Annotated in this window: 21 protein-coding genes; 10 read left to right on the top strand and 11 right to left on the bottom strand. The window is 73.2% G+C overall.

Annotated features, from left to right (window positions below; translation table 11 throughout):
• Positions 1 to 32 precede the first annotated feature (32 nt).
• Genes HT134_RS19360 through HT134_RS19350 form a run of 3 tightly spaced genes read left to right on the top strand, consistent with a single transcriptional unit; the run spans position 33 to position 1,182 of the window.
• Positions 33 to 482: a MarR family winged helix-turn-helix transcriptional regulator gene (locus tag HT134_RS19360; RefSeq protein WP_175601828.1), complete on the top strand. Its 450-nt coding sequence runs from the start codon at positions 33 to 35 to the stop codon at positions 480 to 482.
• A 1-nt stretch (position 483) separates the two neighbouring features.
• Positions 484 to 843, top strand: a complete 360-nt coding sequence (locus HT134_RS19355) for an ester cyclase (RefSeq protein ID WP_175601827.1) — start codon at positions 484 to 486, stop codon at positions 841 to 843.
• A 15-nt stretch (positions 844 to 858) separates the two neighbouring features.
• Positions 859 to 1,182: a YciI family protein gene (locus HT134_RS19350; RefSeq protein ID WP_175601826.1), complete on the top strand. Its 324-nt coding sequence runs from the start codon at positions 859 to 861 to the stop codon at positions 1,180 to 1,182.
• Between the two features lie 23 nt (positions 1,183 to 1,205).
• Here the strand turns inward: HT134_RS19350 and HT134_RS19345 are convergent, their stop codons facing one another.
• From HT134_RS19345 to HT134_RS19335, 3 genes are read right to left on the bottom strand one after another with little or no spacing between them, the layout of a single operon-like run.
• On the bottom strand, positions 1,206 to 3,380 hold the full coding sequence (locus HT134_RS19345) for an MMPL family transporter (RefSeq protein ID WP_175601825.1): 2,175 nt from the start codon (positions 3,378 to 3,380) through the stop codon (positions 1,206 to 1,208).
• 56 nt (positions 3,381 to 3,436) lie between these two features.
• Positions 3,437 to 4,375: a Rieske 2Fe-2S domain-containing protein gene (locus HT134_RS19340; RefSeq protein ID WP_217708091.1), complete on the bottom strand. Its 939-nt coding sequence runs from the start codon at positions 4,373 to 4,375 to the stop codon at positions 3,437 to 3,439.
• Between the two features lie 23 nt (positions 4,376 to 4,398).
• On the bottom strand, positions 4,399 to 5,562 hold the full coding sequence (locus tag HT134_RS19335) for a monooxygenase (protein ID WP_175601823.1): 1,164 nt from the start codon (positions 5,560 to 5,562) through the stop codon (positions 4,399 to 4,401).
• 287 nt (positions 5,563 to 5,849) lie between these two features.
• On the opposite strand from HT134_RS19335, the gene HT134_RS19330 reads away from it, so the two are divergent.
• The gene (locus HT134_RS19330) at positions 5,850 to 7,097 is read left to right on the top strand and encodes a sensor histidine kinase (RefSeq protein WP_175601822.1); all 1,248 of its coding nucleotides are present in this window, start codon (positions 5,850 to 5,852) and stop codon (positions 7,095 to 7,097) included.
• A 35-nt stretch (positions 7,098 to 7,132) separates the two neighbouring features.
• Entirely contained in the window at positions 7,133 to 7,792 is a 660-nt protein-coding gene (locus HT134_RS19325; RefSeq protein ID WP_312888297.1) for a response regulator transcription factor, read from the top strand.
• 20 nt (positions 7,793 to 7,812) lie between these two features.
• Here HT134_RS19325 and HT134_RS19320 read toward each other — a convergent pair whose 3' ends face one another.
• From HT134_RS19320 to HT134_RS19310, 3 genes are all read right to left on the bottom strand, one after another.
• On the bottom strand, positions 7,813 to 8,997 hold the full coding sequence (locus HT134_RS19320) for an acyltransferase family protein (protein WP_175602209.1): 1,185 nt from the start codon (positions 8,995 to 8,997) through the stop codon (positions 7,813 to 7,815).
• Positions 8,998 to 9,456: 459 nt separating this feature from the next.
• Positions 9,457 to 9,960, bottom strand: a complete 504-nt coding sequence (locus tag HT134_RS19315) for a DUF1707 SHOCT-like domain-containing protein (protein WP_175601820.1) — start codon at positions 9,958 to 9,960, stop codon at positions 9,457 to 9,459.
• A 40-nt stretch (positions 9,961 to 10,000) separates the two neighbouring features.
• Positions 10,001 to 10,681 carry a phosphotransferase gene (locus HT134_RS19310; RefSeq protein WP_175601819.1) on the bottom strand — a complete coding sequence of 227 codons (681 nt, stop codon included), beginning with the start codon at positions 10,679 to 10,681 and terminating at the stop codon, positions 10,001 to 10,003.
• 179 nt (positions 10,682 to 10,860) lie between these two features.
• Here HT134_RS19310 and HT134_RS19305 point away from each other — a divergent pair, with 179 nt between their 5' ends.
• The 5 genes from HT134_RS19305 to HT134_RS19285 are packed head-to-tail and all read left to right on the top strand — an operon-like array spanning position 10,861 to position 22,356.
• A complete protein-coding gene (locus HT134_RS19305) occupies positions 10,861 to 11,697 on the top strand; it encodes an ABC transporter ATP-binding protein (protein ID WP_175601818.1) in 837 nt (278 codons plus the stop codon).
• Positions 11,687 to 12,505 (top strand): ABC transporter permease, encoded by an 819-nt coding sequence (locus tag HT134_RS19300; RefSeq protein WP_175601817.1) that lies wholly within the window; start codon positions 11,687 to 11,689, stop codon positions 12,503 to 12,505. The genes HT134_RS19305 and HT134_RS19300 overlap by 11 nt, the downstream gene beginning before the upstream one ends.
• Positions 12,506 to 12,564: 59 nt before the next feature.
• The gene (locus tag HT134_RS19295) at positions 12,565 to 17,262 is read left to right on the top strand and encodes a type I polyketide synthase (RefSeq protein WP_175601816.1); all 4,698 of its coding nucleotides are present in this window, start codon (positions 12,565 to 12,567) and stop codon (positions 17,260 to 17,262) included.
• Positions 17,259 to 21,191, top strand: coding sequence for a type I polyketide synthase (locus HT134_RS19290; RefSeq protein WP_175601815.1), 3,933 nt, complete (start codon positions 17,259 to 17,261; stop codon positions 21,189 to 21,191). Before HT134_RS19295 ends, HT134_RS19290 begins: the two co-directional genes overlap by 4 nt.
• A 4-nt stretch (positions 21,192 to 21,195) precedes the next feature.
• Positions 21,196 to 22,356 (top strand): acyl-CoA dehydrogenase family protein, encoded by a 1,161-nt coding sequence (locus HT134_RS19285; RefSeq protein ID WP_175601814.1) that lies wholly within the window; start codon positions 21,196 to 21,198, stop codon positions 22,354 to 22,356.
• Here the strand turns inward: HT134_RS19285 and HT134_RS19280 are convergent.
• From HT134_RS19280 to HT134_RS19260, 5 genes are read right to left on the bottom strand one after another with little or no spacing between them, the layout of a single operon-like run.
• Positions 22,319 to 22,966, bottom strand: coding sequence for a 4'-phosphopantetheinyl transferase family protein (locus HT134_RS19280; RefSeq protein ID WP_175601813.1), 648 nt, complete (start codon positions 22,964 to 22,966; stop codon positions 22,319 to 22,321). The two genes, HT134_RS19285 and HT134_RS19280, sit on opposite strands and share 38 nt — an antisense overlap.
• A gap of 53 nt (positions 22,967 to 23,019) precedes the next feature.
• A complete protein-coding gene (locus HT134_RS19275; protein WP_175601812.1) occupies positions 23,020 to 23,814 on the bottom strand; it encodes a thioesterase II family protein in 795 nt (264 codons plus the stop codon).
• Complete coding sequence (locus HT134_RS19270) at positions 23,811 to 24,899, bottom strand: HAD-IIIC family phosphatase (RefSeq protein WP_175601811.1); 1,089 nt, start codon at positions 24,897 to 24,899, stop codon at positions 23,811 to 23,813. Before HT134_RS19270 ends, HT134_RS19275 begins: the two co-directional genes overlap by 4 nt.
• Positions 24,896 to 26,074 carry an acyl-CoA dehydrogenase family protein gene (locus tag HT134_RS47685; protein ID WP_312888237.1) on the bottom strand — a complete coding sequence of 393 codons (1,179 nt, stop codon included), beginning with the start codon at positions 26,072 to 26,074 and terminating at the stop codon, positions 24,896 to 24,898. Before HT134_RS47685 ends, HT134_RS19270 begins: the two co-directional genes overlap by 4 nt.
• Positions 26,071 to 26,322 carry an acyl carrier protein gene (locus HT134_RS19260; protein ID WP_175601810.1) on the bottom strand — a complete coding sequence of 84 codons (252 nt, stop codon included), beginning with the start codon at positions 26,320 to 26,322 and terminating at the stop codon, positions 26,071 to 26,073. Before HT134_RS19260 ends, HT134_RS47685 begins: the two co-directional genes overlap by 4 nt.
• Between the last annotated feature and the right edge of the window lie 6 nt (positions 26,323 to 26,328).

Raw genomic sequence — 26,328 nt, 5'->3', positions numbered from 1 at the left:
AATGGTTGGCTAGATCAAGGGAAGGCGGGCCGATGGCGGAGAGCGCCGACGACACTCCGGAGGACGTGTTCTTCCGCGAGCTGACCGGCGCCTACGCGGAGGTGCGCCAGGCGTTCGCCGACCACGTGGGCATGAGCCGGCCCCGGCTCCAGATCCTGATGCGGCTGTGGCGCCACGGCGAGACCAGCCACAGCGACCTGCGGCAGGTCCTGGGGCTCGACGGGGCGAGCGTCACGCGGCTGGTCAAGGGGTTCGAGGCCGACGGGCTGGTCGCCCGCCGCCTCGATCCCCGCGACAACCGCTACACGCTCGCCCGTCTCACCCCGGCGGGCGAGCGCACGGCCGCCGGGCTCGCCGACGCGCACCGGCTCTACCAGGCGCGGCTCCTCGACGGCGTCCCGCCACGGGACCGGGAGACCGTCCTGCGGGTGCTGGCCCGCCTGCGTGCCAACGTGCGGACGCACCACGACAGGAGGGGCTGAGGTGACCGATCACGTGCGCGCCGTCGCGCGGCGGATGTACGAGGCGTTCAACACCCGTGACGTGCGCGCCGCCGACGAGATCTTCGCGGCGGACTTCGTCAGCCACCCCCTGGGCACGGTCGGCCCCGAGAGCGTCAAGCGGGCCTGGTCGGGGATGCACGCCATGTTCCCCGGCATCAGGGTCGAGGTCGAGGACCTGCTCGTGGACGGGGACCGGGCGGCCGTGCGCACGACGCTGCGCGGCCTGCCGGACGGCGACGGGCGGCCGCCGGCCGCGATGCTGGAGATCTTCCGCGTACGCGACGGGCGCATCGCCGAGCTGTGGGGCATGTCCACGCTGAGCCGCCCACGAGCCGACTGAGTCAGGGAGGAATCCATGGTGCACCTGCTCGTCCTGCGCTACCTCGGCACCGAGGAGGACGCCGGCCCGCACGTCGCCGGGCACGTGGCCTACCTCGAACGGCATCACCGCGAGGGCGTCTTCCTGCTGTCGGGGCAGACCGTGCCGTCGGACGACGGCGGGGTCATCCTGGCGCGGGGCGAGCGGGCCGACGTGGAGCGCGTCGCGGCCGGCGACCCGTTCGTGCGGGCCGGGGTGGCCGCGTACACGATCACCACGGTCGATCCGGGACGCGTGCACCCGGCGCTGGCGGGACCGCTGGGGGCCGACGACGCACGGGTCCGGGAGCCCGCCCCCTGAGCCCTGCACCGGATCGAGTTCGGTCAGACTCTGGTCTCTTCTCCGACCGTGACCTGTGAGAGGGAGGCCGCCTTCGGTGCCCGGCGTCCGGGCATCCACCAGTTCGCCTTGCCGCACAGCTCCATCACCGCGGGGACGAAAATCATCCGGACGATGGTGGCGTCGATGAGCACGGCGACCGCCATGCCCAGGCCTCCTTGCTTGACCGCGATGTCGGGGCCGAGCAGGGAGGTGGTGAAGACGGCGATCATGATGGCGGCGGCGGCCGTGATCACCTTGGCGGTCCGCGCCAGCCCTCGGGCGACGGCCGTGCGGGTGTCGCCGGTCCGCTCGTACTCCTCACGGACCCGTGAGATCAGGAAGACCTGGTAGTCCATCGACAGGCCGAACAGGACCGGGAACATCATCATCGGGACCCAGGTCGTGACCGGCATGGCGGAGGGGAAGCCGAGGGCGGGGCCCAGCCATCCCCACTGGACGACCGCGACGATCACGCCGTAGGCGGCGCCGATGGACAGCAGATTCATCACGGCGGCCTGCAGGGCGATCGTGACCGACCGGACCAGCGCGATCAGCAGCACCATGGAGATGGCGATGACGACCGCGATCATCAGGGGCAGGCGTGAGCCGGACTCCTCGGCCAGGTCGATGGTGGCGGCGTTCGGGCCACCGACGAGGACCGCTTGGCCGCCGGATGCGCGGGGCAGCACGTGGTCACGGAGCCTGTGCACCAGGTTCGCGGTCGCCTCGTCCTGGTACCCGGTGGTGGGGAAGGCGGCGAAGGTGGCGGCCTGCCCGTCCTTGCTGACCCGGGGTGGTGTGGCGGAGGCGATGCCGTCGGTGCCGCGGACCGCTGCGACGACGGGGCGCAGATCGGCGTCGGCGGAGTCGACCCGGGTGGTGAAGATCAGAGGTGCGCCGTAGCCGGGGCCGAAGCCTTCGGAGAGGATCTCGTAGGAGGTGTAGCTGCTCCTGTCGTGGGGCTGGACACTGGCGTCGGGCTGGCTCAGCCGCATGGACAGCGTGGGGGCGGCCAGCACCAGCAGGACCGCGCCGGAGAGGGTGGCGGCGATCACGGGCTTGCGTTGCACCGTGCCGGCCCAGCGCTCGGCCAGGGTGCGGCGCTGCCGGGACGGGGTGCTCTCCGCCTGGTCGCGGCGGGGCGTGCGGCGGGGCAGGCGCAGCGCGTTGATCTTGTGGCCGGTGAAGCCCAGGAACGCGGGCAGGAGGGTCACCGCGGCGATCATGGTCACCAGCACGATCACCGACGTGGCGACGGCCACCCCGGTCATCAGCCGCTGTCCCATGACGACCAGGCCCAGCAGCGCGATCACGACGGTGATGCCGGCGAACAGCACCGCGTGGCCGGCGGTGGTGATGGCCTTGACCGTGGCGCTCTCGGGGTCGTCGCCCTCCTGCAGGCTGTCCTTGTAGCGGGTCACGATGAACAGGGCGTAGTCGATGCCGACGCCGAGCCCGATCATCGCGCCGAAGACCATGGTGAAATCCGGCCCGGGGACCAGGTACCCGACCAGCTTCATCAGCGCGAGGCCGCCGACGATCGCCAGGAGGGCGGTCACGATCGGCAGGCCCATGGCCACCAGTGACCCGAAGGCGATGAACAGGATCACTGCTGCCGCCAGGATGCCGACGCTCTCGGCGGGACCCTGCGGGGGCGTCTCGGCCTTTTCGGCCATGTAGCCGCCCAGTCCGAACGTGACGCTGTCGTCGGAGGTTCTCTTGACCATGTCCACCAGAGGCTTGACCTCGGTCTTGTCCACCTCCTTGTCGCTCAGCGGGATGGTCGTGCGGGCGATACGACGGTCGTCCGTCACCAGGTTGTCGTCCTGATACGGCGACATGACCGGTCCGGTGACAGGTGAGCCGGCGAGCTCGGCGATGACCTTCTCGATCTTCTGCCGGGTGGCGGCGTCATCGATCCCCTTCTCTGCCTTGATGGCGAGGGTCAGCGTGTCCCCTTGCTGCTCGGGGAAGTGCTGCTCGATCAGCGCCTGCGCCTTGGCGGATTCGGAGTCTCCGCCGGTGAAGTCGTTGTCGGGGGCTGCGCCGTACCCGAAGCCGACCAACGCCACGGTCGTCACGGCGATGATCCAGGTGAGCAGGACCAGGCGGCGGCGCCGGTAGCAGAACCGGGCCAACCTCGCCAGCGCTCCATCGGTGCGGGAATCGGTTCTCAATTCTCTTCCTCACGTCATGTCATTCATCGGGTCGGGTCGGCGGTGGCGTGCCTGGATCAGGTGATCGTGACCTGGCCGTCGATGACTTCGACCGGGATCTCGATCAGCGGTGCGCGCGCCGGCCCTCCGGTCACCTGTCCGTTCTCGTCGAAGGTGGAGCCGTGGCAAGGGCAGCGGAACCCGGGTCCGACATAGGAGACCGGGCACCCCTGATGGGTGCAGGTGGCGTTGAACGCCAGGAACGTGTCCGGGGCCGGGTGCAGGAGATGGGCGGGTGCCCCGTTCGGCGCGGTGAAGCTCTTCGACGATCCGACGGCGATGTCGGCGGCGGCACCGATCACCTGGCCGCTCCCCACCTTCGCGCCTGCCGGCTCGCCCGGCGAGAGCGCGGGGCGCCGTGCGAGTGCCAGCGCGCTCCCGGCGCTCACCCCGACGGTGGTCGTCGCCGCCGCGATCAGACCGCCCCGCAGCATGGTGCGTCGCCTGACGTCCTTCTGTACGGCCACGTCCTCGTCCGGCGTGCCGTGCGTCGGCAGGCCGAGCCTGTGACGCGCCTTCGCACGCAGCCAGGCGGTCAAGGACAACGCCCCGGCGTCGCCCGTCATCAGCAGCGGGGTCCATGCGAAGGCGAAGACGATGTCGGCCCCGTAGTAGTACGGCCGGGTCGTCCAGCTCACCGTCAGGAAGAAGCTGACCGACAGGAGAACGCCGCCGAGGGCCGCGAGCCGGGTGAACAGTCCGAGGAGGGCGCCGAGCCCGACCGCGATCTCCCCGAAGGCGATCGTCAGGCCGGTGACGATCGAGTGGTCGGCGGCCAGCGACACCAGTGGGCCGATCGGGGAGGTCTCGGCGGCGTGCAGCATCTGGGCGTGGACTCCGAGCGGCGCGGTGTCGTCCAGGTACTGCGTGTCGAGGAGTTTGGAAAGACCGGCGTACACCAGGGTGCCGCCGAGAAAGGCGCGCAGCGGCAGCAGCGCCCAGCGCGGTGACCGCATCGGCGAATGCTCGCGCGTCGAGGTCATGGGGTGGCTGAGGTGATCATGAAGCCGGTGCACATCTCGTCGCTTGAGCCGTCGCCCCAGACCACGTACCGCGGTGGGAGCTTGCGCAACGCCGGCAGTTGCCGCCGCAGGGTGGCGTCATGGGTACAGGTGACCCGCAGCGTGTCTCCCGCCTTGACCTCGACGGGGGTGGGCAATGGCCGGGTCTTCTGATCGTCGAAGTCGAAGACGGGGACGTCGAGCAAGGTCTGAGCCCGGGCGGTGCCGGGATTGAGCTCGACCTTGATCGAGCGCCCGAGCATGTGCATGTGTCCCAACGCCGCGTACACCGTCATGGGTCGTCGTACCGGATAGTCACAGTGCTGGGTGTCGCCGGGCGCCGGCTTGCCGTTGCCGCAGAGTTCCAGGAGTTGCTGTGCGATGCTCCCGACTCTGTCGCCGAAGCGCTTCGTGACATCGGCGACCGACGCGGCGCGGTCGCAGAGCACACCGGCCTCACCACTGGCGCAGGGCAGTTCGATCGGCGCCTGCAGGGGGAGAGTACGCAGCGGTCTGGTGGCCGCTGTGCCGTCGGTCAGTCGCAACCGGACACTGGACCGGTCCGTCTCGCCCGTGCGGCCGTCGGTGGCCAGCAGGTTGTAATGCGCCTGAACGACTATCAGGCTGCCGGGTGCGACGGGGAAGCCGACATCCTGCCTGAGGACGCTCTCCGTGCCGTTGGGGGTCCAGGCGCTGGCGTAGGTCCCCGCGACCCGGCCCAACCCGGTGTCGCCGAAACAGGTCCAGCCCGGACCCGGCGTCTCGGCGTCCTTGGCATGCGCCCGTGCCGCGGCCTCGGGTGCGACCACCTGGACGACGGCGTGGTGCACGATCTTCGCGTTCTGGGGCTGGAACAGCGCTCCGGTCAGGAACATCGGCTTGGTCACGTGTGGGTCGATCAGCAGGCACCGGTAGTCGTCGGTGCCGCCGTTGGGAGCGGACGGCGTGTACGACTCCGGCATGGTCAGACTGAGGAACCGCTCGCCGGTCCGCAACGGCTGCGATGCCGCGGGCGAGGAGGCGCCATGGCCGGAGTGCGGGGCGACCGCCCCAGACTCTGCGGAGCCCGACGCGCAGGCGCTGAGCCCCGTCGCCATTGCCGCCGAACACGCTGCCAGGGCGATCATTCGCCAGTGCTTCATCCGTTTCCTCATGACGACCTTTCGTGGTCGGGGGTGTCTCCAGAAGAGATCTCTGCTTCCCGGGCACGCCCACCTCGGCGGAGAGCTGTGCTGCGACGGCCGGCAGCAGCGTCGCCCGGCTGTGGATCTCATCGTCGCGGCGTCGAGCGGCCGCGGCCTCCGCCGGCGGATGGCAGTCTCTACGCAGTTCCGCGTAGGCCCCTCGGGCCTGCCTACGTCCGTCGTCGTAGGCGGGCGGCCGCATCTGGACGGAGTCCGCTCAAGCCCGGGAACCGTAGGATCTCGGCATGAAACACCACGTAGTGGCGTTGCGTCTGCCTGCGCTGGTGCAGGACGTGTCGCTCGCGCTCTTCATCAGCGTGATGCAGGTTCAGGGCACGATCATCCGCAATGCCGGCGAGGTGGTGCAGCGCCCCCTCAGCGACCTCGGAGATCTGGGATACCTCCTGCTGATCGTGGGGGGCGCGGTCGTGGCCGTCCGCCGCCGGTGGCCGGTACCGGTGTTCGTCACCGCAGCGCTCACCAGCCTGGTGTACTACGGCCTCGACTTCCCCGACGGGCCCGCCGCGCTCGGGCTCTGCGTCGCCCTGTACACCCTCACCGCCTACGGCGACGGGCACCGGTCGCTGGTGATCGCCGGCGTGGGCGCCGCGGTGCTCGCCGCCGGCTGGCTGGTCGCCGCGGCCGGCATCGAGCCACGCGCCGCCATCGGCTGGGTGTACTTCCGGATCGGCGCGGCGGTCATGAGCGCCGCCGTCGGCGAGTCCGTCAGGTCCCGGCAGGTCATCGCGGCCGAAGCCCAGGAACGCGCCGAGCTGGCCGAGCGGACCCGCGAGGAGGAGGCGCGGGCGCGCGTGGACGCCGAACGCCTCCGGATCGCGCGCGAGGTCCACGACACCGTGGCACACGCCATAGCGATCATCAACGTCCAGTCCGGTGTCACCGCACACGTGCTGGACAAGCGGCCGGAGGCGGCGCGCGAGGCGCTGGGGGTCATCGAGCACACCAGCTCCCGGGCGCTGCGGGAGATGCGGGCCATCCTCGGAGTGCTCCGGGACGACGACGGTGACGACGAGGGACGGGGGCCGTACCCCGGGCTCGGGCAGATCGGCGAACTGGCCGGCAAGGCACGCGAGGCCGGACTCGACGTCGAACTGGAGCAGAGCGCGTCCGCGGCGCCGCTGCCCAGTGCGGTGGGCAGTGCCGCCTACCGGATCCTGCAGGAGTCGATCACCAACGTGATCCGCCACGTCGGCCCCACGCGGGTGACGGTGGCGCTGAACCCCGGCATCGAGACCTTGGAGATCCGCGTGACCGACGAAGGCCGCCGCACCGCCCCAGGCCATGACGTCGCGGATCCGCGCCCACCGGTCCGGCATCCGAGCGGCGCGGCCGTTCCCGGCCGCGGGATCGCCGGCATGCGCGAGCGTTGCCGGCTGCTGGGCGGAGAACTCGACGCCGGGCCGACTCCGGGAGGCGGGTTCGAGGTCAGGGCACGACTGCCTCTCGCGCCCACCGGGTCGTCGCGCCTGTGAACGCGGCGGCCGCCTCACCCCCGGCCGGCTCTCCGATCAGGGTGCTGCTCGCCGACGACGAGGGTCTCGTGCGATCCGGGTTCAAGGTGCTGCTCGACCTCGAGGACGACATCACGGTGGTGGGGGAGGCCGCCAACGGCGCCGAAGCCGTCGACCGGGCCCGGGCCACCCGCCCCGACGTCGTCCTCATGGACATCCGCATGCCCAAGGTGGACGGGATCCGAGCCACTGCCCAGATCGCCGGAACACGCGGCTTGGAGCAGGTCCGAGTCCTCATCCTGACCACCTACGACACCGACGAGTACGTCTTCGACGCCTTGCAGGCCGGCGCCAGCGGCTTCCTGCTCAAGGACGCCGGACCAGCCGAGCTCCTGCAAGCCATCCGGGTGGTCGCCGCCGGGGAGGCACTGCTCGCGCCGCGGATCACCCGCCGCCTCATCGGCCAGTTCGCCGCGCGACGAACCACTGCCCGGACCGCCGAGGACCGGCTGGCGGTGCTGACCCAGCGCGAGCGCGAAGTGGTGGCCCTGGTGGGGCAGGGCCTGAGCAACCACGAGATCGGCGCCGAGCTGTTTCTCAGCCCGGCCACCGCGCGCACCCATGTCAGCCGGGCGATGGCGAAACTGGGTGCGCGCGACCGCGCGCAACTGGTCGTCATCGCCTACCGGACAGGACTGGTCGACCCCGCGATGTGAGGCAGGGCCCTCGCAACCGCCTAGGACGTCCTCTGCGCTCGGCGGCGGGCCGGGCGCATGCCGAACAGGAAACGCGTCACCTCCGCCCGCCGCACCAGCAGGTCGTACGCCGCCAGGATCAGCGCCAGCGACACCAGCACGATCGCCACGAACTTGACCGGCCCCGGCACCGGCCAGCGCACCACCCAGAACGCCACCACGACCACGATCGGCTGGTGCAGCACGTACAGGGGCAGCACGCCCTCCGACAGGTAGGCGTACAGCCGCCGCCCGGAGCCGCCGGACGGCCCGCCGTCCGACGTCGCCCTGCCGGGCGCCGGGCGGCGGCGCTGGAGGAGCGACATGATCACCACGAGCCAGCACCAGCCCGCCGCCCCGTACAGGGCGCGCGCCGTCATCGCCATCGGGGTCAGGTCCGTGAACGCGTCACCCTCCGCGACCAGGAACAGCGGCAGGCCCACCGCCGGCAGCAGCAGGCCGCACACCACGGCCGCGCGCGTGTCGCGGCGCAGCGCCTCGCGCAGCCGCCCGTCGGAGGCGAGCACCACGCCGTAGCAGAAGAACACCAGGTACGCCCAGCGGCTCCAGCCGGCGTACTCCTCCTCCAGCCCGAGGACGGCGCTGACCAGCGCCAGCGGGAGGGCGGGCAGCAGCGCCGCGCCGCGCCGCCGCCCGACCGCCGCCAGCCTCTCGCCGAGCGCGCGCGCCCGCGAGGCCGGGTACCAGCGCACCACGGGCGCGAGCATGAGCGCGAACGTGAGCAGCAGGAGCAGGAACCACAGGTGACCGGTCTCGAAACTGTCGCCCTGGAGCACGAACGGGAACTCCCACGGCTCCACCCGGATGTGGAAGAAGCGCGGCAGGAACTTGAGGTACGACTCGTGGTACGCGGGGTCGGCGCGCAGCCGCAGCCACTGCGGCACGGGCACCAGCACGGTCGTGCCGAAGACGAGGGGGACGCCGATGCGGCGCAGCCGTTCCAGGACGAAGCCACCGGGGCCGCGACGGCGGAGCGAGTGCCAGGCGCCGAAACCGGCGATGAGGAACAGCAGCGGCATCGCCCATAAAACGCCGAATCCAGCGAAAATTGTGGTTATGCCGGTGGTTTCCGGGTTTTTCACGTAAAAGTCGTCGCTGGCGTCGAAGACGAGCGACGAATGGAACAGCACGAGGCCGACCACCACGAGCACCCGCACGAAGTCCAGCTCCGCCCGCCGCCCAGTGCCCTCGCCTCCCGTTCGACCGCCGTCGGTTTCACCGCCGCGCCGCCCGTGACGGGCGAGGTCCGGGGAGGGCCGCCCTCCGGCGACCGCCCCGCCGCCGAGGGCCTGCCCGTGAGGCAGAGCCGCGCGCTCGGATGCCGCCTCAGGGGCGGGCCCTTCGTCAGGCGCGGGCTGCCCCTGGGGGACGTGTGCCGCTCCGAGGACGCGCGGCGCCTCGGGTGCCGTACGGGGGCGGGGCACGGACGCGGAGGCGGAGGCGGGGCCGGACAGCGGTGCGAGGCGCGGCGCCGGGGCGGGGTGCGGGGCAGGCGCGGGCCGGGGCGCCGGGGCGGGACGCGGCGCGGGGGCCGGTCGCGTCGCGCGAGCCGGGCGTAGGCCGGGGGCCGGGGAGTGGGCCGGGCGCGGCCCGGGGGCCGGGGTGGGGTGGTGTTCGGTCAAGGGTCAGCCCGCCGTAGGAGGTGTGGCGCGGCGGCGGGCGACCACCGTCACGATGAGCAGGACGATCCCCGGCCCCACCAGCCCGCCGGGCGAGAAGTCCACCGGGCACGGGTCCGACACGAGCTCCACGACCCAGCTCACGACGCTGACCACCAGGGCCACGCTCCAGACGCCCCAGAGAACCTTGAGCAGGCCGGGTAAGGGAGCCCGTCCGGGAGGCCCCACTGAGCCGGGCGCCGGCGCGGAGGCGGAGGCGGAGAGGGACGCGTCCGGGAGGTCGGCGAGCAGTTCGGCCAGGTCACCGCGGGTCACCGACTGGAAGGCGAGCCCGATCCGCTCGTCGAACTCCCCCATGTCGAGGCAGCCCTCCTCCACCGCCACGCGCAGCCGCTCGGCCGCCGCCTCCCGGTCGCCGTCGGAGGCCCTCACCCCGCGCTCCCGGTCGCCGTCGGCGGCCCTGACCCCGCGCTCCCGGTCGGAGGTCCGTACCTCGCGCCGCTCGTCCATCGTCCCCGCCTTCCCGGGTGTCGCCTGTCGTGCTGCCCGTCTACTCCCCCGCGGGCGCGGGGGCCTCGCGGGTCAGGAAGCGGTCGATCGCCGCCCGTTCCGCGGCCGTGACGTTGCCGTCCGCACGCCGTCGCTCGCCCGTCACCCTCAGGTACGGCCGCGCGGCCTCGATGTCGGCGGCGTCGCGGAATCCCTCCAGCAGCCCCTCGCGTCCCGCCGCCACGGCCGGGTCGTCCACGGGCGCGGCGGCCAGGATGAGCCAGGTGCAGGCGGTGTCCGCGCCGGACGCGCCGCGCGCGGCGTTGGCCCAGTCGATGACCCGGGGCCCGTCGGCGGTGAGCAGGACGTTGGCCGGGTGCAGGTCGAGGTGGAGCAGCCGGTTGCCGGGGCAGCCGTCGGCGGCCTGGAGCCAGCCGGGCGCGCGCACGGCCGCGAGCCGCCGCAGCAGCTCGCCGAGGAGCCGCCCGTGCCCGGGCATCCGCTCCGGCCGCTCGGCCGCCTCCTGCCGCATGCTCGTCCCCTCGACGTGCTCCATGAGGATGTCGGGACCGTCGGCGTCGAAGACCTGGGGAACGGGGAAGCCGTTGCGCCAGGCGTGCCGCATGACCGACGCCTCGCGTTCGAGGCTGCGGCCCTCGCGGGCGCGTCGGATGATCTTACCGGGCCCCGCCTGGAAGATGTCGCAGTCGAGTCCGGCCGCGATCAACGAGCCTGCGTGCATATCAGTCAGATTAGAACGTCAAATGGAATACGCGAAGCGTCTGGTAATTGGCCGGTTTTGCCGGTCATTACTGGCCATCAGGCGCCGCGATATCCGTCGCTATCGTGCAAGGGAACATAGGTTTGCCGCACTTATCCGCCTAACTCCATCAATTGTGGGGTGGCTGAGGAGGTGACACGTTGCTGGTCGCAACCGATCTCGTCAAACGGTACGGCACCATCCAGGCCCTGGACGGGTTCAGTCTGAACGTGGCCGCCGGCGAGATCGTCGGGCTCGTCGGGCACAACGGCGCGGGCAAGTCGACCTTCGTCGAGATCGTGTCGTACCTGATCCGCCCGGACGGCGGTCACGTGACCATCGACGGCCGGCCGCCCTCGGCCACCCGCGGCGAGGTGGGCGTCGCGCCCCAGCACATCGCCCTGTACCCGTCGGCCACCGTCCGCGAGCACCTGGAGCTGTACGGAAGGCTCGCCGGCCTGCGGCGGGCCGCGCTGCGCGAGGCCGTCGAGGACATGAGCACCATGCTGCGCCTCGGCGGCATCATGGACCGGCGGGCCGGCAAGCTCTCCGGCGGCCAGCAGCGCCGCACCCAGGCGGCGAGCGCGCTCGTCCACCGCCCGGCCCTGCTGCTGCTCGACGAGCCGACCGCGGGCGCCGACCTGGAGACCCGGCAGGCCATGCTCGACGTGGTCAAGCAGCGCGCCGGCGAGGGCGCGGCCGTCGTCTACACCACCCACTACCTGCCCGAGCTCACCGAGCTGCAGGCCACGATCGCCGTGGCGCGCGGCGGCCGGGTGATCGCCCGCGGCACCTGCGAGGAGCTGCTGAAGGACCTGCCGGGCGAGGTGCGCGTGACCCTCGCCGACCGCGAGGAGGTCAGCGTCTCCACCTCCGAGCCCACCGTCACCCTGATCGACCTGCTGCGCCGCATCGACCGCCCGATCAGCGCGGTGGACGTGCGCAACCCGTCCCTGGACGACCTCTATCGCTCCCTGGCGGTCCACGATGCTCCTTGACTCCGCGCCCCGCGACTCCACCCGCCCGGCCGGCGCCCCGGCCCGCACGTCGCGCCTGCTCGACGCCGCGTACCGGATCGGCGCGCTGGCCCGGCACAACGCCACCCTGCGCCTGCGCGACCCCGGGCAGATGATCAGCTACATCGTCATGCCGATGGTGCTGATGCTGGTGCTCAAGCCCCTGTACGTGCGGGCGGTGGACGGCGGCGCCGCCCAGGTCGCGACGGGCCTGATGGTGATGTTCTCGGTGTTCGCCATCTCCCTGGTCGGCAACTCGATCCTGTCGGAGCGCACCTGGCGCACCTGGGACCGGCTGCGCGTGAGCAGGGCCCCGGCCCCGGAGCTGCTCGTCGGCAAGACGCTGCCGCTGTTCGTGGTGATGGTCGTCCAGCAGACGGTCCTGCTGGTCTACGGCTGCCTGGCCATCGGCCTGCCCGTGCCGCCCAACCCGGTGTACGTCCTGCTCGCCATCATGGTCTGGGCGTTCGCGCTGCTGGCGATCGGCGCGCTGCTGGCCACGGTCGTGCGCAGCCACGGCGAGCTCAGCGTCATCTCGGACGTGGGCGCGCTCACGCTCAGCTCCCTCGGCGGCGCGCTGGTGCCGCTCAGCATCATGCCGGAGTGGGCGCAGCTCGCCGCCCACGTCTCGCCCGGCTACTGGGCGCTGAGCATGATGCAGGCCGCGGTACGCGGCGACGCGGCGGGCGCGGTGCCGTCCGCCCTGGTCCTGCTGGCGATCGGCCTGGTGGCCGGCGCGTTCGCCGCCCGCCGGCTCGCCCGCGGCTGGGGCCGCGGCGGGCCCATGTGACGCGAGGCGGCCCCCATGAAGCGAACGGCAAGGCAACTCCACTGAAGAGGGGCATGTTGATGGACCAGCACCATCCAGCGGGCGAGGCCGACATAGCCGTCATCGGCATGTCCGGCCGCTTCCCCGGCGCGGCCGACGTCGAGACGTTCTGGCGCAACATCAGCACCGGCGTCGAGTCGTTCACGAGGTTCACCGACGACGAGCTGATCAGCGCCGGCGTGAGCCCCGCCACCTTCCAGCAGCCGAACTACGTCCGCTCCCGGCCCATCCTGGACGACATCCGGGGCTTCGACGCCGGCTTCTTCGGCTACAACCCGCGCGAGGCCACGCTCGCCGACCCGCAGCAGCGCATCTTCCTGGAGTGCGTCTGGGAGGCCCTGGAGTCCGCCGGGTACGCGACCCCCGAGGGCCGGGGCAGTGTGGGCGTGTTCGCCGGCATGAACATCAGCGGCTACCTGCTGACCCGGCTCAGGGCGTTCGAGATGGGCATCGACACCTCCGCCCTGATGATCGGCAACGACAAGGACGCGCTGGCCACGAACGTCTCCTTCCGCTTCGACCTGGACGGCCCGAGCGTGGCCGTGCAGACGTTCTGCTCCACCTCGCTGGTGGCCGTCCACCTGGCGAGCGAGAGCCTGCGGCGCGGCGAGTGCGACATGGCGATCGCGGGCGGGGTGTCGGTGCGCATCCCGGACCGGATCGGCTACCTGTGGGAGGAGGGCGGCCAGGAGTCGCCCGACGGGCACGTGCGCACGTTCGACGCCGAGGGCCGCGGCAGCATGTTCGGCGACGGCGCCGCCGTGGTCATGCTCAGGCGGCTGCCCGACGCGCTGGCCGCCCGCGACACCGTGCTCGCCGTCATCCGCGGCTCGGCCATCAACAACGACGGCGCGATGAAGTTCAGCTACCTCGCACCGAGCGTGGACGGGCAGCGCCGCTGCGTCTCCGCCGCGATCAAGCGGGCCGGCGTGGACCCCACCGAGATCTCCTACGTCGAGGCGCACGGCACCGCCACCGAGGTCGGCGACCCGATGGAGGTGGCCGCGCTGACCCGCGCGTTCGGCTCCACCCCGGACCGGCAGTACTGCGTGCTCGGCTCGATCAAGCCGAACGTCGGCCACCTCGACCGCGCATCCGGCGTCACCGGCCTGATCAAGGTGGTGCAGTCGCTGCGCAAGGAGCTCATCCCCGGCACCCTGCACTACCGCTCCCCCAACCCGGAGATCGACTTCGTCAACAGCCCGTTCCGCGTCACCGCCGACGTCACCCCCTGGCCGCGCACCCCCGAGCGGCGGCGCATCGCGGGTGTCAGCTCCCTCGGCATGGGCGGCACGAACGCGCACGTCATCGTCGCCGAGGCGCCCGAGCCGGAGCCGCGCCGGCCCCGCTCGCGCCGGTGGCAGATCCTGCCCTTCTCGGCCCGCTCGGCCGAGGCCGCCGACCGCTCGGCCGCCCGGCTCGCCGAGCGGCTCACGGACACGGCCGACGACCTGGGCGACGTCGCGTACACGCTCCAGGTGGGGCGGAAGGTGTTCAACCACCGCAGGTTCGTCGTCGCGGGCACCACGGAGGAGGCCGCGGCCCGCCTCGCCGACCCGGCCGCGGCGCTCGGCCGCAACGACGCGACCGTGGGCCGCCGGACCGGGTTCCTCATCGCCGGGGTCGGCGAGCAGTACCCGGGCATGGTGGCCGAGCTGTACGCGGAGGAGCCCGGCTTCCGCGCCGACGTCAACGAGTGCCTGGCCGTGCTCGGGCTGACCGAGGCGGCGCAGCTCTCGGACGTGTTCACCCCCGCCGAGCGGGGCACCGGGGCCGGCGACCTCGCCCGGCTGCTGGGCCGGGCCGAGCCCGCGGCGCCGCTGTCCACCACCGAGGCCCACCTGGTGCAGCCGGCCGTGTTCGTCGCCGAGTACGCGCTGGCCCGGCAGCTCATCCGCTGGGGCGTCACCCCGGAGATCATGGTGGGCTACAGCCTGGGCGAGTACGTGGCGGCCTGCCTGGCCGGCGTGCTGTCGCTGCCCGACGCGCTGCGGCTGGTCGCCTACCGGGCCAAGCTCATCACCTCCCAGCCCGAGGGCGCCATGCTCGCGGTCTCGGCCGACGAGCGGCGGCTGCGCACGGTCCTCGGCGACCTGTACGGCGAGCGGCTGGACGTGGCCGTGCGCACCGGCTCCCAGACGGTCCTGGCCGGCCCGGCCGAGGACGTCGAGGCGGCCATGGCCACGCTGCGCGAACTGAAGATCGGCCACCGGCGGCTGGAGACCACGCACGCCTTCCACTCCCGGATGCTCCGGCCGGTGGCCGCCGAGCTGACCGCCTGGATCAGCGACAACATCACCCTCAACCCGCCCGCGCTGCCGTACCTCAGCAACGTCACCGGCGAGCTGGCCACCGCCGAGGTCGTCACCGACCCGGGCTACTGGGCGCGGCACATGTGCGAGACCGTCGAGTTCGGGGCCGCGCTGGAGAAGGTGCTCGGCATCGCCGACCTCGCGCTCGCCGAGATCGGCCCCGGCCAGTCGCTGGGCGCGCTGACCCGCGGCCATCCGGCGTGCGACCGCGCGCAGTGGCCGCTGATCGTCACCACGCTGCCCGGTGCCAACGACCCGCAGGACGCGGGCGCGGCGCTGGCCACCGCCGTCGGCCGGCTCTGGCTGACCGGCGTCACCGTCGACTGGGCCGCCCTGCACGAGGACACCGGCTGGGCCCCCGGCCGCGTGCCGCTGCCGTCCTACCCGTTCGAGCACCAGGAGTACTGGCTGGAGATCGACGAGTCGGCCTTCGGCTCCTCCGGCGGCACGCCGGTGTTCGACGAGAGCGACCCGACGAGCATCGCCAGGGCGTACCCGCGGCTGCCCGACACCCGCTGGATCCACACGCCGGTGTGGCGGCAGACCACGCTCCGGCCGCCCCGCGAGGACGAGGCCGCCCGCTGGCTCCTCTACACGGACGGCGCGACCGACGCCGTGGCCGCGCCGCTGCTCGCGCACCTGCGCGACACCGGCCGCGAGGTGGTGACGGTCCGTCCCGGCGAGGCGTTCTCCTCCGGGCCGGACGGGCTGACCGTACGGCCCGGCTCCCCCGAGGACGCGCTGGCCGCGCTGCGCGAGCTGGCCGCCACCGACCGGGTGCCCGACCGGGTCGTCCACCTGTGGTGCGCCGACCCCGGCCAGTCCACCCCCGACTGCCTCCAGCGCGGCCTGCACACGCTGGTCGGCCTGGCCAAGGCCGCGGGCGACCTCGGCCTGCCCGGCTGGTCGCTGGACATCGTCACCACCGGCAGCCAGCGGGTCCACCCCGGCGACCGGGTGGCGTCCGCGCGGGGCACGCTGCTCGGCCCGACCCGGCTGATCCCCGTCGAGTACCCGCGCGTCACCACCCGCCTCATCGACGTGGAGCCGGGCGGCCTGTCCGGCGGGGCGCTGCTGGCCGAGCTGCGGGCCGAGCCGGCCGACCAGGTCGTCGCCCTGCGCGGCGGCGGGCGCTGGATCCCCGACTACGAGGCCCTGGACGCCTCGGTCATCGAGCAGCATCCCCCGGTGGCCCGGGTCAGGCCCGGCGGCGCGTACATCGTCACCGGCGGGCTCGGCGGCATCGGCCTGGCCATGGCCGAGCGGCTGGCCGAGCAGTTCCAGGCCCGGCTCGTGCTGCTCGGCCGCACCCCCGTGCCGCCGCGCGACCAGTGGACCGCGATCCTCGCCTCCGACGGCACGGCCGCCGAGGTGCGCCGCCGCCTGGAGGGGCTGCTGCGGCTGGAGGCGGCCGGCGCCGAGGTCGTGACCGTCGCGGGCGACGTGTCGCGCGTCGAGGACGCGCGCCGGGCGGTGGACGCCGCGCTCGAGCGGTTCGGCGAGCTGAACGGCGTCCTGCACTGCGCGGGCGTGCCCGCGGTCGGCCTCATGCAGTTCAAGACCGCCGCGGACATCGAACGCGTCCTCGCCCCCAAGGTCGGCGGCACCCTGGCCCTGGCCGAGGTGCTGCGGGACGTGCCGGTCGACTTCCTGGCCCTCTACTCCTCCACCACCTCGGCCACCGGCGGCGGCGCCGGCCAGGTCGACTACTGCGCGGCCAACGCCTTCCTCGACGCGTTCGCGCTGAGCGACGAGCTGCCCGGCGTCCACGTCACCTCGGTCGACTGGTGCGAGTGGACGTGGAACGGCTGGACCGACGGCCTGGAGAACTACGACGAGGGCTCCAAGCAGTACTTCACGTGGTACCGGGAGAACTTCGGCCTCACCTTCGACCAGGGCTGGCAGACGCTGCTGCGGGTGCTGGCCAGCGGCGAGCGGCACGTGGTGGCCTCCACGCAGGACTTCGCGCCGCTGGTCGCGATGAGCCGCAGGTCGTCCATCGAGAGCCACCAGGCCACGGTCAAGAAGATCCGCGACGCCTTCGGCCGGCACCCCCGGCCCGACCTGTCCACCGCGTACGTCGAGCCGCAGACGCCCACCGAGGAGACCATCGCCGGCGTGTGGGCCGAGGCGCTCGGCCTGGAGCAGGTCGGCGTGCACGACAACTTCTTCGAGCTCGGCGGCAACTCGCTGCTCGGCATGGAGATCATCGCCGAGGTCCGGCGGGCGCTGGAGCTGTCCTACCTGCCGCCGCACATCCTCTACCAGGCGCCCACCATCGCCTCCCTCGCGGAGGCGGCCCGCGCCGGCCAGGAGCCCGAGGAGCAGCCGGCCGACGCCCGTGACCAGCAGCGCTCCCGCATCGCCCAGCGCCGGACCATGCTCAGAAGCGGAAGGACCTCATGACCGACAACGGAACCGACTACGACTCCGCGGTCGCGCTGATCGGCATGTCCGGGCGCTTCCCGGGCGCCGCGAGCGTCGGCGAGCTGTGGACGAACCTGCTCGCCGGGGTGAAGGGCCTGCGCGCGATCACCGACGAGGAGCTGCGGGAGGCCGGGGTCGAGCCCGGCCGGCTCGCCGACCCGCGGTACGTGCGCGTCGGCGGCCCGCTCGACGGCCTCGACCGCTTCGACGCGACCGTCTTCGGCATCAACCCGCGCGAGGCCGAGACGATGGACCCGCAGCACCGGTTGTTCCTGGAGTGCTCGTGGGAGGCGCTGGAGGCGGCCGGCTACTGCCCGACCGACGTGCCCGGCCAGGTGGCCGTCTTCGGCGGCTGCGGGTTCCCCGACTACATCGTGCAGAACATCCAGCACCTCACCGGCCAGCCGGGCGGCGCGCTGCTCATGGCCGTGGGCAACGAGCGCGACTCGCTGGCCTCGCTGGTGTCGTACAAGCTGGGGCTGCGCGGGCCGGCCGTGTCGGTGCAGACGTTCTGCTCGACCTCGCTCGTGTCGGTGCACCTGGCGTGCCAGAGCCTGCTGACGTACGAGTGCGACATCGCCGTGGCGGGCGGCGCGTTCACGCCGCTGCCGCAGCCGTCCGGCTACCTGTACGAGCAGGGCGGCATCATGTCGCCCGACGGCCGGGTGCGCAGCTTCGACGCCGAGGCGAGCGGCACCGTGATGGGCAGCGGCGCCGGCGTCGTGGCGCTCAAGCGCATGTCCGACGCGCTGGCCGACGGCGACGTGATCCACGCGGTCATCCTGGGGTCGGCGGCCAACAACGACGGCCGGCTGCGGGCCGGCTACACCGCGCCGGGCGTGGACGGCCAGGCCGAGGTGATCGAGTCGGCGCTGGGCGTGGCCGGGGTCAAGCCGGACACGGTCGGCTACGTGGAGTGCCACGCGACGGGCACGATGCTGGGCGACTCGATCGAGCTGGCGGCGATGAACCGGGTGTTCGCGCAGACGCGGGAGACGCCGTGCGTGCTCGGCTCGCTGAAGCCGAGCCTGGGCCACCTCGACCGCGCCTCCGGCGTGACCGGGCTGATGCGGGCCGCCATGACGCTCAAGCACGAGCTGCTGCCGGGCACCCCCGACTACGAGACGCCGAACCCGGCTCTGGCGAGCGCCCAGGACCGGTTCACGGTGCTGAGGGAGCACCGGCCGTGGACGGCGGGGCCGCATCCGCGCCGGGCCGGCGTCAGCTCGTTCGGGCTGGGCGGCACGAACGCGCACGTCGTGCTGGAGCAGGCGCCGCCGCGGCCGGCCCGCCCGGCGCGGCCGGGGCCGCACCTGCTGGTGCTCTCGGCGGCCGACGAGCAGGCGCTCACGGACGTGACCGAGCGGCTGCGGGCGCACCTGACGGAGCTCGCGGAGGAGGCGGCCGGCGAGGACCTCGCGGACGTGGCGTTCACGCTGCAGGTGTCGCGGGGCGGCTTCGCGCTGCGGCGCGCGGTGGTGTGCCGCGACCGGGACGACGCGGTGGCCGCGCTGGGCGACCCGTCGCGGTGGATCGGCGGCAAGACGCAGCGGCGCAACCCGAAGGTGCGGCTGAGCGCGCCGGACTCGGGGGTGCCGGACGCCTGGTGGGCGGAGCTGCGGGCGGCCGTGGACGCCCTGCTGCGCACCGGCGGCTCTCCCTCGGGCGCCGCGAGGATCACCGCGCCGTCGGCCGGGGCACCGTCGGGCGGGACGCTGTCGGCCGGGACGCCGTCGGGCGGGGCGCCGGGCGGGGACCGGGAGCAGGCGCTGGCCGCGCTGGCCGACGGGCTCGGCGGGGTGGGCGTCCACGTGCTGAAGGGCGACGGCGCCGGGCAGGCCGCCGAGGAGGTCGTGGTCGCGCCGGACGGCGGCGCCCCGGCCGCCGAGTGGCTGCTGGCCACGGTGGCGCGGCTGTGGCTGGCGGGCGCGGCGATCGACTGGCCGGCGCTGCACGGCGGCGAGGGCCGCCGGGTGGAGCTGCCGACCTACCCGTTCCAGCGCCGCCGCTTCTGGATCAAGCCGAACCCGGCGGCGCAGGCCCAGGCCCAGCAGCAGGGCCCCGGCAAGGACTTCGACCTGCGGCACTGGACGTACCTGCCGACCTGGCGGCCCCATCCGCTGCCCCTCGCGGGCCTGGACGAGCGGCTGCGCCTGGCGGGCCCGTGGCTGGTGTTCTCCGGCGACGAGCGCGGCGAGGCCCTGGTGGAGCGGCTGACGCGGGCCGGCGCCGAGGTGACGGCGGTGCGCGCCGGCGACCGGTTCGGCCAGGACGACGCCGGCGACTTCACGATCCGGCCGGGCAAGGCCGACGACGTGGCCGAGCTGTTCCACTCGCTGGTGAGCGCGCCGCGCGCGATCGTCCACGGCTTCAGCCTGGCGAGCCCCGAGGCCGCGCCGGGCGCCGACCCGGTGGAGCACTTCACGGCCGAGCAGGCCCGCGGCTTCTACACAGCGCTGTCCCTGGCGCGGGAGCTGGTGGACAACACGGGCTCGGCGCCGCGGGCCGAGCTGGTGCTGCTCACCTCGTACGCGGTGGGCGTCTCCGGCGCCGACCTGCGCCACCCGGAGCACTCCACGCTCGCCGCCCTCGCGCCGAGCCTGCAGCAGGAGAACCCGCGGCTGCGCTGCCGCAGCGTGGACGTGGACGGCGCCGAGCCGGGCCGGGACCTCGCGGCGCTGGCCGATCAGGTGCTGGCCGCGGCGGTCTGCCCGCACGAGGGGCCGGTGGCGCTGCGCGCGGGCGAGACCTGGCTGCGCGACTACCGGCAGTACCCGGTGGAGGAGCCCGCCCCCGAGGAGCGCGGGTTCCGCGACGGCGACACCGTGCTCATCACCGGCGGTCTCGGCGACGTCGGCCTGGTGCTCGCCCGGCACCTGGCGAGCACGTACGGCTGCCGGCTGGTGCTCACGGCCCGCTCGGCGCTGCCGCCGCGCGAGGAGTGGGACGCCTTCCTCGCGGACGTGCCGCCCGGGGCGGAGCGCACGGCCCGGCACATCGCCAACGTCCGCGACCTGGAGGCGCGCGGCGCGACGGTGCTCGCCCTGTCGGCCGACGTGGCCGACGAGGAGGCGATGCGCGCGGTCGTGGCGGAGGCGCTGGCCCGCTTCGGCGCGATCGACGTGGTGGTCCACGGCGCGGGCGTGCAGGACGGCGCGTACTTCAACTTCGCGCACCTGATGGACCGTCAACAGTGCGACGCGCACCTGGCGGCCAAGGTGACCGGCTTCCACGTGCTGCAGAAGGTGCTCGGCGGGCAGTGCCCCGACCGGCGCATCACGCTGTCGTCCATCGCGTCGGTGCTGGGCGGCATGACGCTCGCCCCGTACGCGGCGGCGAACGCGGCGCTGGACGCCTACGTGCGCGCGGCCCGCACGGAGGGCGCCGGACGGTGGGTGACCGTCGACTGGGACACCTGGAACATCGACCCCGACCGGGTGGCCGGGCACAGCGGCGCGGTCGTCGACTACGCGATGACCCCGGCCGAGGGCGTGGCCGTGTTCGAGCGGGCGCTGTCGGCGGCCGACCGGGCCGGGCACTTCGTCATCTCGACCGGCCCGCTGGAGGCGCGGCTGGCGCAGTGGGTCACCGGCGACATCCACGAGGCCGGCGACGATGACGACGACCAGGAGCGGCACCCGCGTCCGGAGCTGAACAACGCCTACGTCGAGCCGCGCGAGGGCACCGAGGCGACGCTCGCCGCGATCTGGTCGCGGGTGCTCGGCATCGAGCCGATCGGCGCGCTGGACAACTTCTTCGAGCTCGGCGGCCACTCGCTGCTCGCGATCGAGCTCACCACCCGGGTCCGCAAGCAGCTGAACGCGTCCGTGCCGGTCACCGGCCTGCTGGAGTGCCCGACGGTGCGTCAGCTGGCCGAGCTGCTCGACGCGCGCGACGAGCAGGAGTGAGCCGATGAAGCAGCCCGAGTACCTGCGCGCCGTCCAGGGCTTCGCCCGGCGCGAGCTGACCGGCAACGACGCCCACCTCGACTCGCTGGCCGAGGCGCCGCTGCCCCTGTACGAGCGCTTCGCCGGGACGGGCCTGGCCAACTGGTGGCTGCCCAAGGAGCACGGCGGGCTCGGCCTCGGCCTGGAGGAGAGCGTCCGCATCACCAGCGAGCTGGCCTACCACGACGCCGGGGTGGCGTTCACCTTGTTCATCCCGATCCTGACTACCAGCATGGTGACCTGGTACGGCTCGGAGGAGCTGAAGGAGCGGCACCTCGGCCGGCTGGTGGCGGAGAACGGCTTCGCCGCCACGCTGGGCAGCGAGCACGCGGCGGGCAGCGAGCTGGCCCGCATGACGACGACGGCCCGGGTCGAGGGCGACACGGTCGTCCTGGACGGGCAGAAGGCGTTCTCCACGAACACGGGCTTCGCGCAGTTCCTCGTGGTGATCGCGCGCAGCCAGGAGGACCCGTCGGGCTACCTGGCGGTGCTCGTGCCGCGCGACACCCCGGGCGTCACGGTGGACAAGCGGTGGGACGTCATCGGGCTGCGCTCGTCGGCCACCTACCAGGTGTCGCTGTCGGGGGTGCGCGTGCCGGCGGCCAACGTGCTGCGCGGCAACGGGCTGCGCCTGCTGGAGGTGGGGCTGAACGCCAGCCGCATCCTCATCGCCACCACGGCGCTCGGCGTCGCCCGCCGCATCCGTGACGTGTGCATGGACTACGGCAAGACCAAGTCGGTGAAGGGGGCGCCGCTGACGGCCAACGCGGTGTTCGCCTCCCGGCTGGGGCAGTTCGAGATGCAGATCGAGGTCATGACCAACCAGTGCCTGGCCGCGGCGCGGGCGTACGACGCGATCGCGGCCCGGCCGGACGCGGGCGAGGAGTTCCTGCGCACGGGCACGCTGAAGCAGGCGCTGACGACGAAGATGTTCTGCGGGCAGACCGGCTGGCAGATCGCCTCGACGGCGTCGGAGATGTTCGGCGGGCTGGGGTACACGCACGAGTCGGTCATCGGCAAGCTGGCCCGCGACATGAGGTACGTCTCGATCGTCGAGGGCGGCGACGACGTGCTGCGGGACCTGGTGTTCACCCGGTACGTGGTGCCGGTGTCCAAGCGGTCGTGACCAGGGCGGCGGCGTAGCCGGGGGCCACGTCGAGGAACCGCACCGGCCACGGCCCCCGGCCGGGGGAGCGCGACGAGACCGTCGCGCTCCCCTCTCCCGTGTCGGTGACCAGGCAGCCGCGCAGGCCGGCCAGCCCCGCGCCGGTGGCCTTGACGTACGCCTCCTTGGCGGTCCACAGCCGGAAGTACTCCTCGAGGCCGCGCTCGCGCACCCGCTCCGCCTCCTCCGGCTGGTACATCCGCCGGGCCAGCTCCAGATGGTCGAGGTCGGCGCGGATCCGCTCGACGTCCACGCCCACGCGCGTGCCCGGCGCGGCGACGGCGACCAGGGCCCACGCGCCGGAGTGCGACAGGTTGAAGTCAGGTCCGGCCGGCAGGCATGGCCGGCCGGACTCCTCCGTCGTGAGCCTGACGTCCTCCGGGGCCACGCCGCACAGCCGCCCGAGCACGGAGCGCAGCGCCGCGTGCGCCACCACGTACCGGTGCCGCTCCCCCGCGTCGGCGAAGCCCGCCGCCCGGTCGCGCTCGGCGGCGGAAAGCCAGTCCCGCCACTCAGGGCGGGCGGGACGGTCGAGCCGCACCTTCCACACCTCGACCGCCAGGGGCTCCACACGCGGACGGTGCGGGAGTGGCAGCCACTCCCGCACCGTCACCGGACGGGCCGTCACACCCACGGCCGCAGCGCCTCCGCCAGGATGCGATGGGTCCGCTGGGCCTGCTCGAACACCGCGAAGTGCCCGCCGTCGAACCCGTGCAGCAGGAACTCGCGGGCCGTCTGGTCCAGCCACCTGGCCAGCTTCACCGGCGAGACCCGCGGGTCGGTCTCCCCGCACAGCGCCGAGATCGGCACCTCCAGCGGCGGCTCCTCCTGGTAGACGTACGTCTCCTTGACGGTGAAGTCGGCCTGCACCGACGGCAGCACCATGTCCAGCGCCTCGGGGTCGTTCAGCAGCCACTCCGGGGTGCCGCCGAGCCCGCGCAGCAGCGCCACCAGCTCGGGCCGGCTCATCCCGCCGACCGGCGGCCCCGGCTCCTCCGTGACGTGCGGGGCGTCGGAGCCGGACACGAACAGGTGCACCGGTTCGGGGCCGCCGCGCCGCCGGATCTCCCGGACCAGCTCGAACGCCACGATGGCGCCCAGGCTGTGGCCGTACAGGGTGTACCGGCGGCCGGCCGCCGACAGCTCCACGTCGGCGAGCACGACGTCGGCGAGGTCCGACACGAGCGGCGCCATCCGCAGGTACGGCGGCTCCTTGTGGCGGCTCTCCCGGCCGGGCGGCTGCACCGGCTGCACGGCGACGCCGGGCAGCTTGCGCTGCCACACCCGGAACGCCGAGGCGGCGCCGCCCGCGTGCGGCAGGCAGTACATCGGCAGCGCGCCCGGCTCGGTGCCGGTCAGCCCCCGGAACGGCAGCCAGCGCGCCAGCGCCTCGTCACTCACCAACTCGCCGACGGTCATGTCGTCCTCACTTCGAGCCGCACGTACGGCGGGGGCGGCTGCACCGCGCTCAGGTCGGCCTCCAGCACCACGTGCGCCCCGTCCCGTTCCACCTCCCTGAACCCGGCGAACGCGTACGTCACCTGCATCATGCGGTTGCGCCCGGTCTCGACGAAGTCGGCGCGCAAGGCCGCGCCCTCCTCGGCGGCCAGCCGCATGATGTGGTTGAGCAGCACCATGCCGACCCCGCGCGACATCACCCGGCACGACATGAGCATCATGTTGAGCCGCCAGGCGTCGGCGCCCTTCTCCACCAGCGCCAGCCCGATCTTGCCGTAGCTGCCGAACTTGTCGGTGAGCGAGGCCACCAGCAGCAGGTGGTCGTCCGACTCGCGCAGCTCGTCCAGCTCGTCGTAGGAGTAGGTGCGGCCGGTCGAGTTGAGCTGGTTGGTGCGGACCGTGAGCTCCTCGGCCCGCTGGAGGTCCTCGCGGGCGGCCGGGGCGATGGTGAAGTCCATCTCCAGGCTGGCGAGGAACTCCTCGTTGGTGCCCACGAAGTCCTGCTCCAGCTCGTCGCGGGCGATCTGCCCCCGGTACATGTGGCGGCGCTGCGCCGACTCGTCGGTGACGAACCGGGGCTGGAACTCCGGCCGGGCCAGCGCCTCCTCCAGGTCGAGGATGTCGACGCAGGTGACCTCCGGCACGCCGTGCGCCACCTCGGCCCGCTCGAACTCCTGGTCGTCGACGAACGCGAACGCGTCCAGGCCCAGGTTGAGCGCCTTGGCGATGCTGCGGATCGACTCCGACTTGGGGTTCCACCCGATCTGCGGGTGGAGGAACATCTCCTCCAGGCCGAGGGCGCGCAGCTGCGCCAGCGCGGTGTCACGGTCGTTCTTGCTGGCCACGGAGTGCAGGATGCCCTTGCGGTCCAGCTCGTGGATGCGCTCGACGACGGCCGGCCGGACGTGCACCTCGCCGTCCTCCAGCAGCACGCCGTTCCAGAGGGTGTTGTCGAGGTCCCACACGATGCACTTGATGCGGCCCCGCGCCGGCTTGCGAGCGAGCAGGGCGACGCCGGCGTCCGGGCTCTCCGCGGTGACGCTCATCCGGTCCTCTCCCGATCGGCCTGGCCAGCGATGGTCATCCGCTGGATCTCGTTGCTGCCTTCGATGATCTCCATCACCTTGGCGTCCCTGTAGTAGCGCGCCACGGGGTAGTCGGTGCTGCACCCGTTGGCGCCGTGGATCTGCACGGCCTCGGAGGCGTGCCGGGCGGCGGCGGTGGAGGCGAAGTACTTCGCCACCCACGTCGCCATGATCGTGGACGCCTCGCCGGCGTCCTTCAGGCGGCCGGCCTCGGCCAGCAGCAGCCGGGCCGCCCGCGCGTCGGTCACCATGTCGGAGAGCTTGGCCTGGATGAGCGGCAGCTTCGCCAGCGGCGTGCCGCCCACCTCGCGGCTCGCGGCGTAGGCGGCCGACGCCTCCAGGCACGCCTGGACGATGCCGACCGACCCGGCCGCCACGCTGTAGCGGCCCAGGTCGAGGGTGCCGGTGAGCACCATGCCGGCGGTGAAGCCGCTCGGGCCGAGCAGCGCGTCCCGGTCGAGGACCACGTCGGTGAAGCTGATCTCGGCGAGCATGGACGCGCGGGTGCCGAGCATGTCGTCGATGGGCCGCACCTGCACGCCCGGCGTGTCCCTCGGCACGAGGAACGCGCCGATGCTGGCCGCGGTGCGGGCGAACACGAGGAACACGTCCGCCCGCTGGCCGCCGGTCGTCCACTTCTTGACGCCGTTCAGCACCCAGCCGCCGCCGGACTCGGCGGCGGTCGTGGTGATGCCCGAGGTGTCGCTGCCCGCGCCCGGCTCGGACAGGCAGAACGCGCCCAGCCGCTCACCGGCGGCGAACGCGGGCGCCCACCGCTCGCGCTGCTCCGGGCTGCCCCAGCGCTGCACCGTCCACGCCGCCATGGTGTGGACCGTGAGCAGGCTGCGCAGCGAGGAGCAGCCGCGGCCCACCTCCTCGTGGACCTCGCCGAGCGTCACCCAGTCCATGCCGGCCCCGCCCGCCTCGGGCGGCAGGAACGGCGCCCACAGGCCCGCCTCCGCCACCCGCCGCAGCAGTTCCTCCGGCACGCGTCCCGCCCGGTCGTAGGCGTCGGCGTACGGCGCCACGTGCGTGTCGACGAACGCCCGCGCGGAGCGCCGGTCGGTCACCCGCGCCGTGACGGCGGCCGGGACCGGCGGAGCGGCGGCGGGCGGCGCCACGCCGGTGACGGTCACGCGACGGCCGGCTCGGCCAGGAGCCGGCTCACCAGCTCGGACATCGAGTTCGCGGTGCGGAAGTTGTCGATCCGCAGCTCCTCGTTGGGGATGGTGACGCCGAACGTCTTCTCGACGAACATCACCAGCTCCATCGCGAACAGCGAGTTGACGAAGCCGAGCGCGAAGATGTCCTGCGACTCGGTGATCTCGGCCTGCGGGTACCGGTCGCGGACGAAGCCGAGGATCTGGCTCTTGGTGTCGGTCATCGAAAC

It is taken from the genome of Nonomuraea rhodomycinica, assembly GCF_013363995.1.
In the GTDB taxonomy this organism is placed as follows: Bacteria; Actinomycetota; Actinomycetes; order Streptosporangiales; family Streptosporangiaceae; genus Nonomuraea; species Nonomuraea rhodomycinica.
The sequence above is the reverse complement of the archived record's forward strand: the minus strand, read 5'-3'. Positions and strand labels throughout refer to the sequence as shown.

Bases quoted from the DNA above. Each gene is read 5' to 3' on its own strand.
- HT134_RS19360 (WP_175601828.1), top strand. From the start codon at position 33: ATGGCGGAGAGCGCCGACGACACTCCGGAGGACGTGTTCTTCCGCGAG.
- HT134_RS19350 (WP_175601826.1), top strand. From the start codon at position 859: ATGGTGCACCTGCTCGTCCTGCGCTACCTCGGCACCGAGGAGGACGCC.
- HT134_RS19340 (WP_217708091.1), bottom strand. From the start codon at position 4,375: ATGCGGTCACCGCGCTGGGCGCTGCTGCCGCTGCGCGCCTTTCTCGGC.
- HT134_RS19335 (WP_175601823.1), bottom strand. From the start codon at position 5,562: ATGAAGCACTGGCGAATGATCGCCCTGGCAGCGTGTTCGGCGGCAATG.
- HT134_RS19330 (WP_175601822.1), top strand. From the start codon at position 5,850: ATGAAACACCACGTAGTGGCGTTGCGTCTGCCTGCGCTGGTGCAGGAC.
- HT134_RS19315 (WP_175601820.1), bottom strand. From the start codon at position 9,960: ATGGACGAGCGGCGCGAGGTACGGACCTCCGACCGGGAGCGCGGGGTC.
- HT134_RS19310 (WP_175601819.1), bottom strand. From the start codon at position 10,681: ATGCACGCAGGCTCGTTGATCGCGGCCGGACTCGACTGCGACATCTTC.
- HT134_RS19300 (WP_175601817.1), top strand. From the start codon at position 11,687: ATGCTCCTTGACTCCGCGCCCCGCGACTCCACCCGCCCGGCCGGCGCC.
- HT134_RS19295 (WP_175601816.1), top strand. From the start codon at position 12,565: ATGGACCAGCACCATCCAGCGGGCGAGGCCGACATAGCCGTCATCGGC.
- HT134_RS19290 (WP_175601815.1), top strand. From the start codon at position 17,259: ATGACCGACAACGGAACCGACTACGACTCCGCGGTCGCGCTGATCGGC.
- HT134_RS19285 (WP_175601814.1), top strand. From the start codon at position 21,196: ATGAAGCAGCCCGAGTACCTGCGCGCCGTCCAGGGCTTCGCCCGGCGC.
- HT134_RS19275 (WP_175601812.1), bottom strand. From the start codon at position 23,814: ATGACCGTCGGCGAGTTGGTGAGTGACGAGGCGCTGGCGCGCTGGCTG.
- HT134_RS19270 (WP_175601811.1), bottom strand. From the start codon at position 24,899: ATGAGCGTCACCGCGGAGAGCCCGGACGCCGGCGTCGCCCTGCTCGCT.
- HT134_RS19260 (WP_175601810.1), bottom strand. From the start codon at position 26,322: ATGACCGACACCAAGAGCCAGATCCTCGGCTTCGTCCGCGACCGGTAC.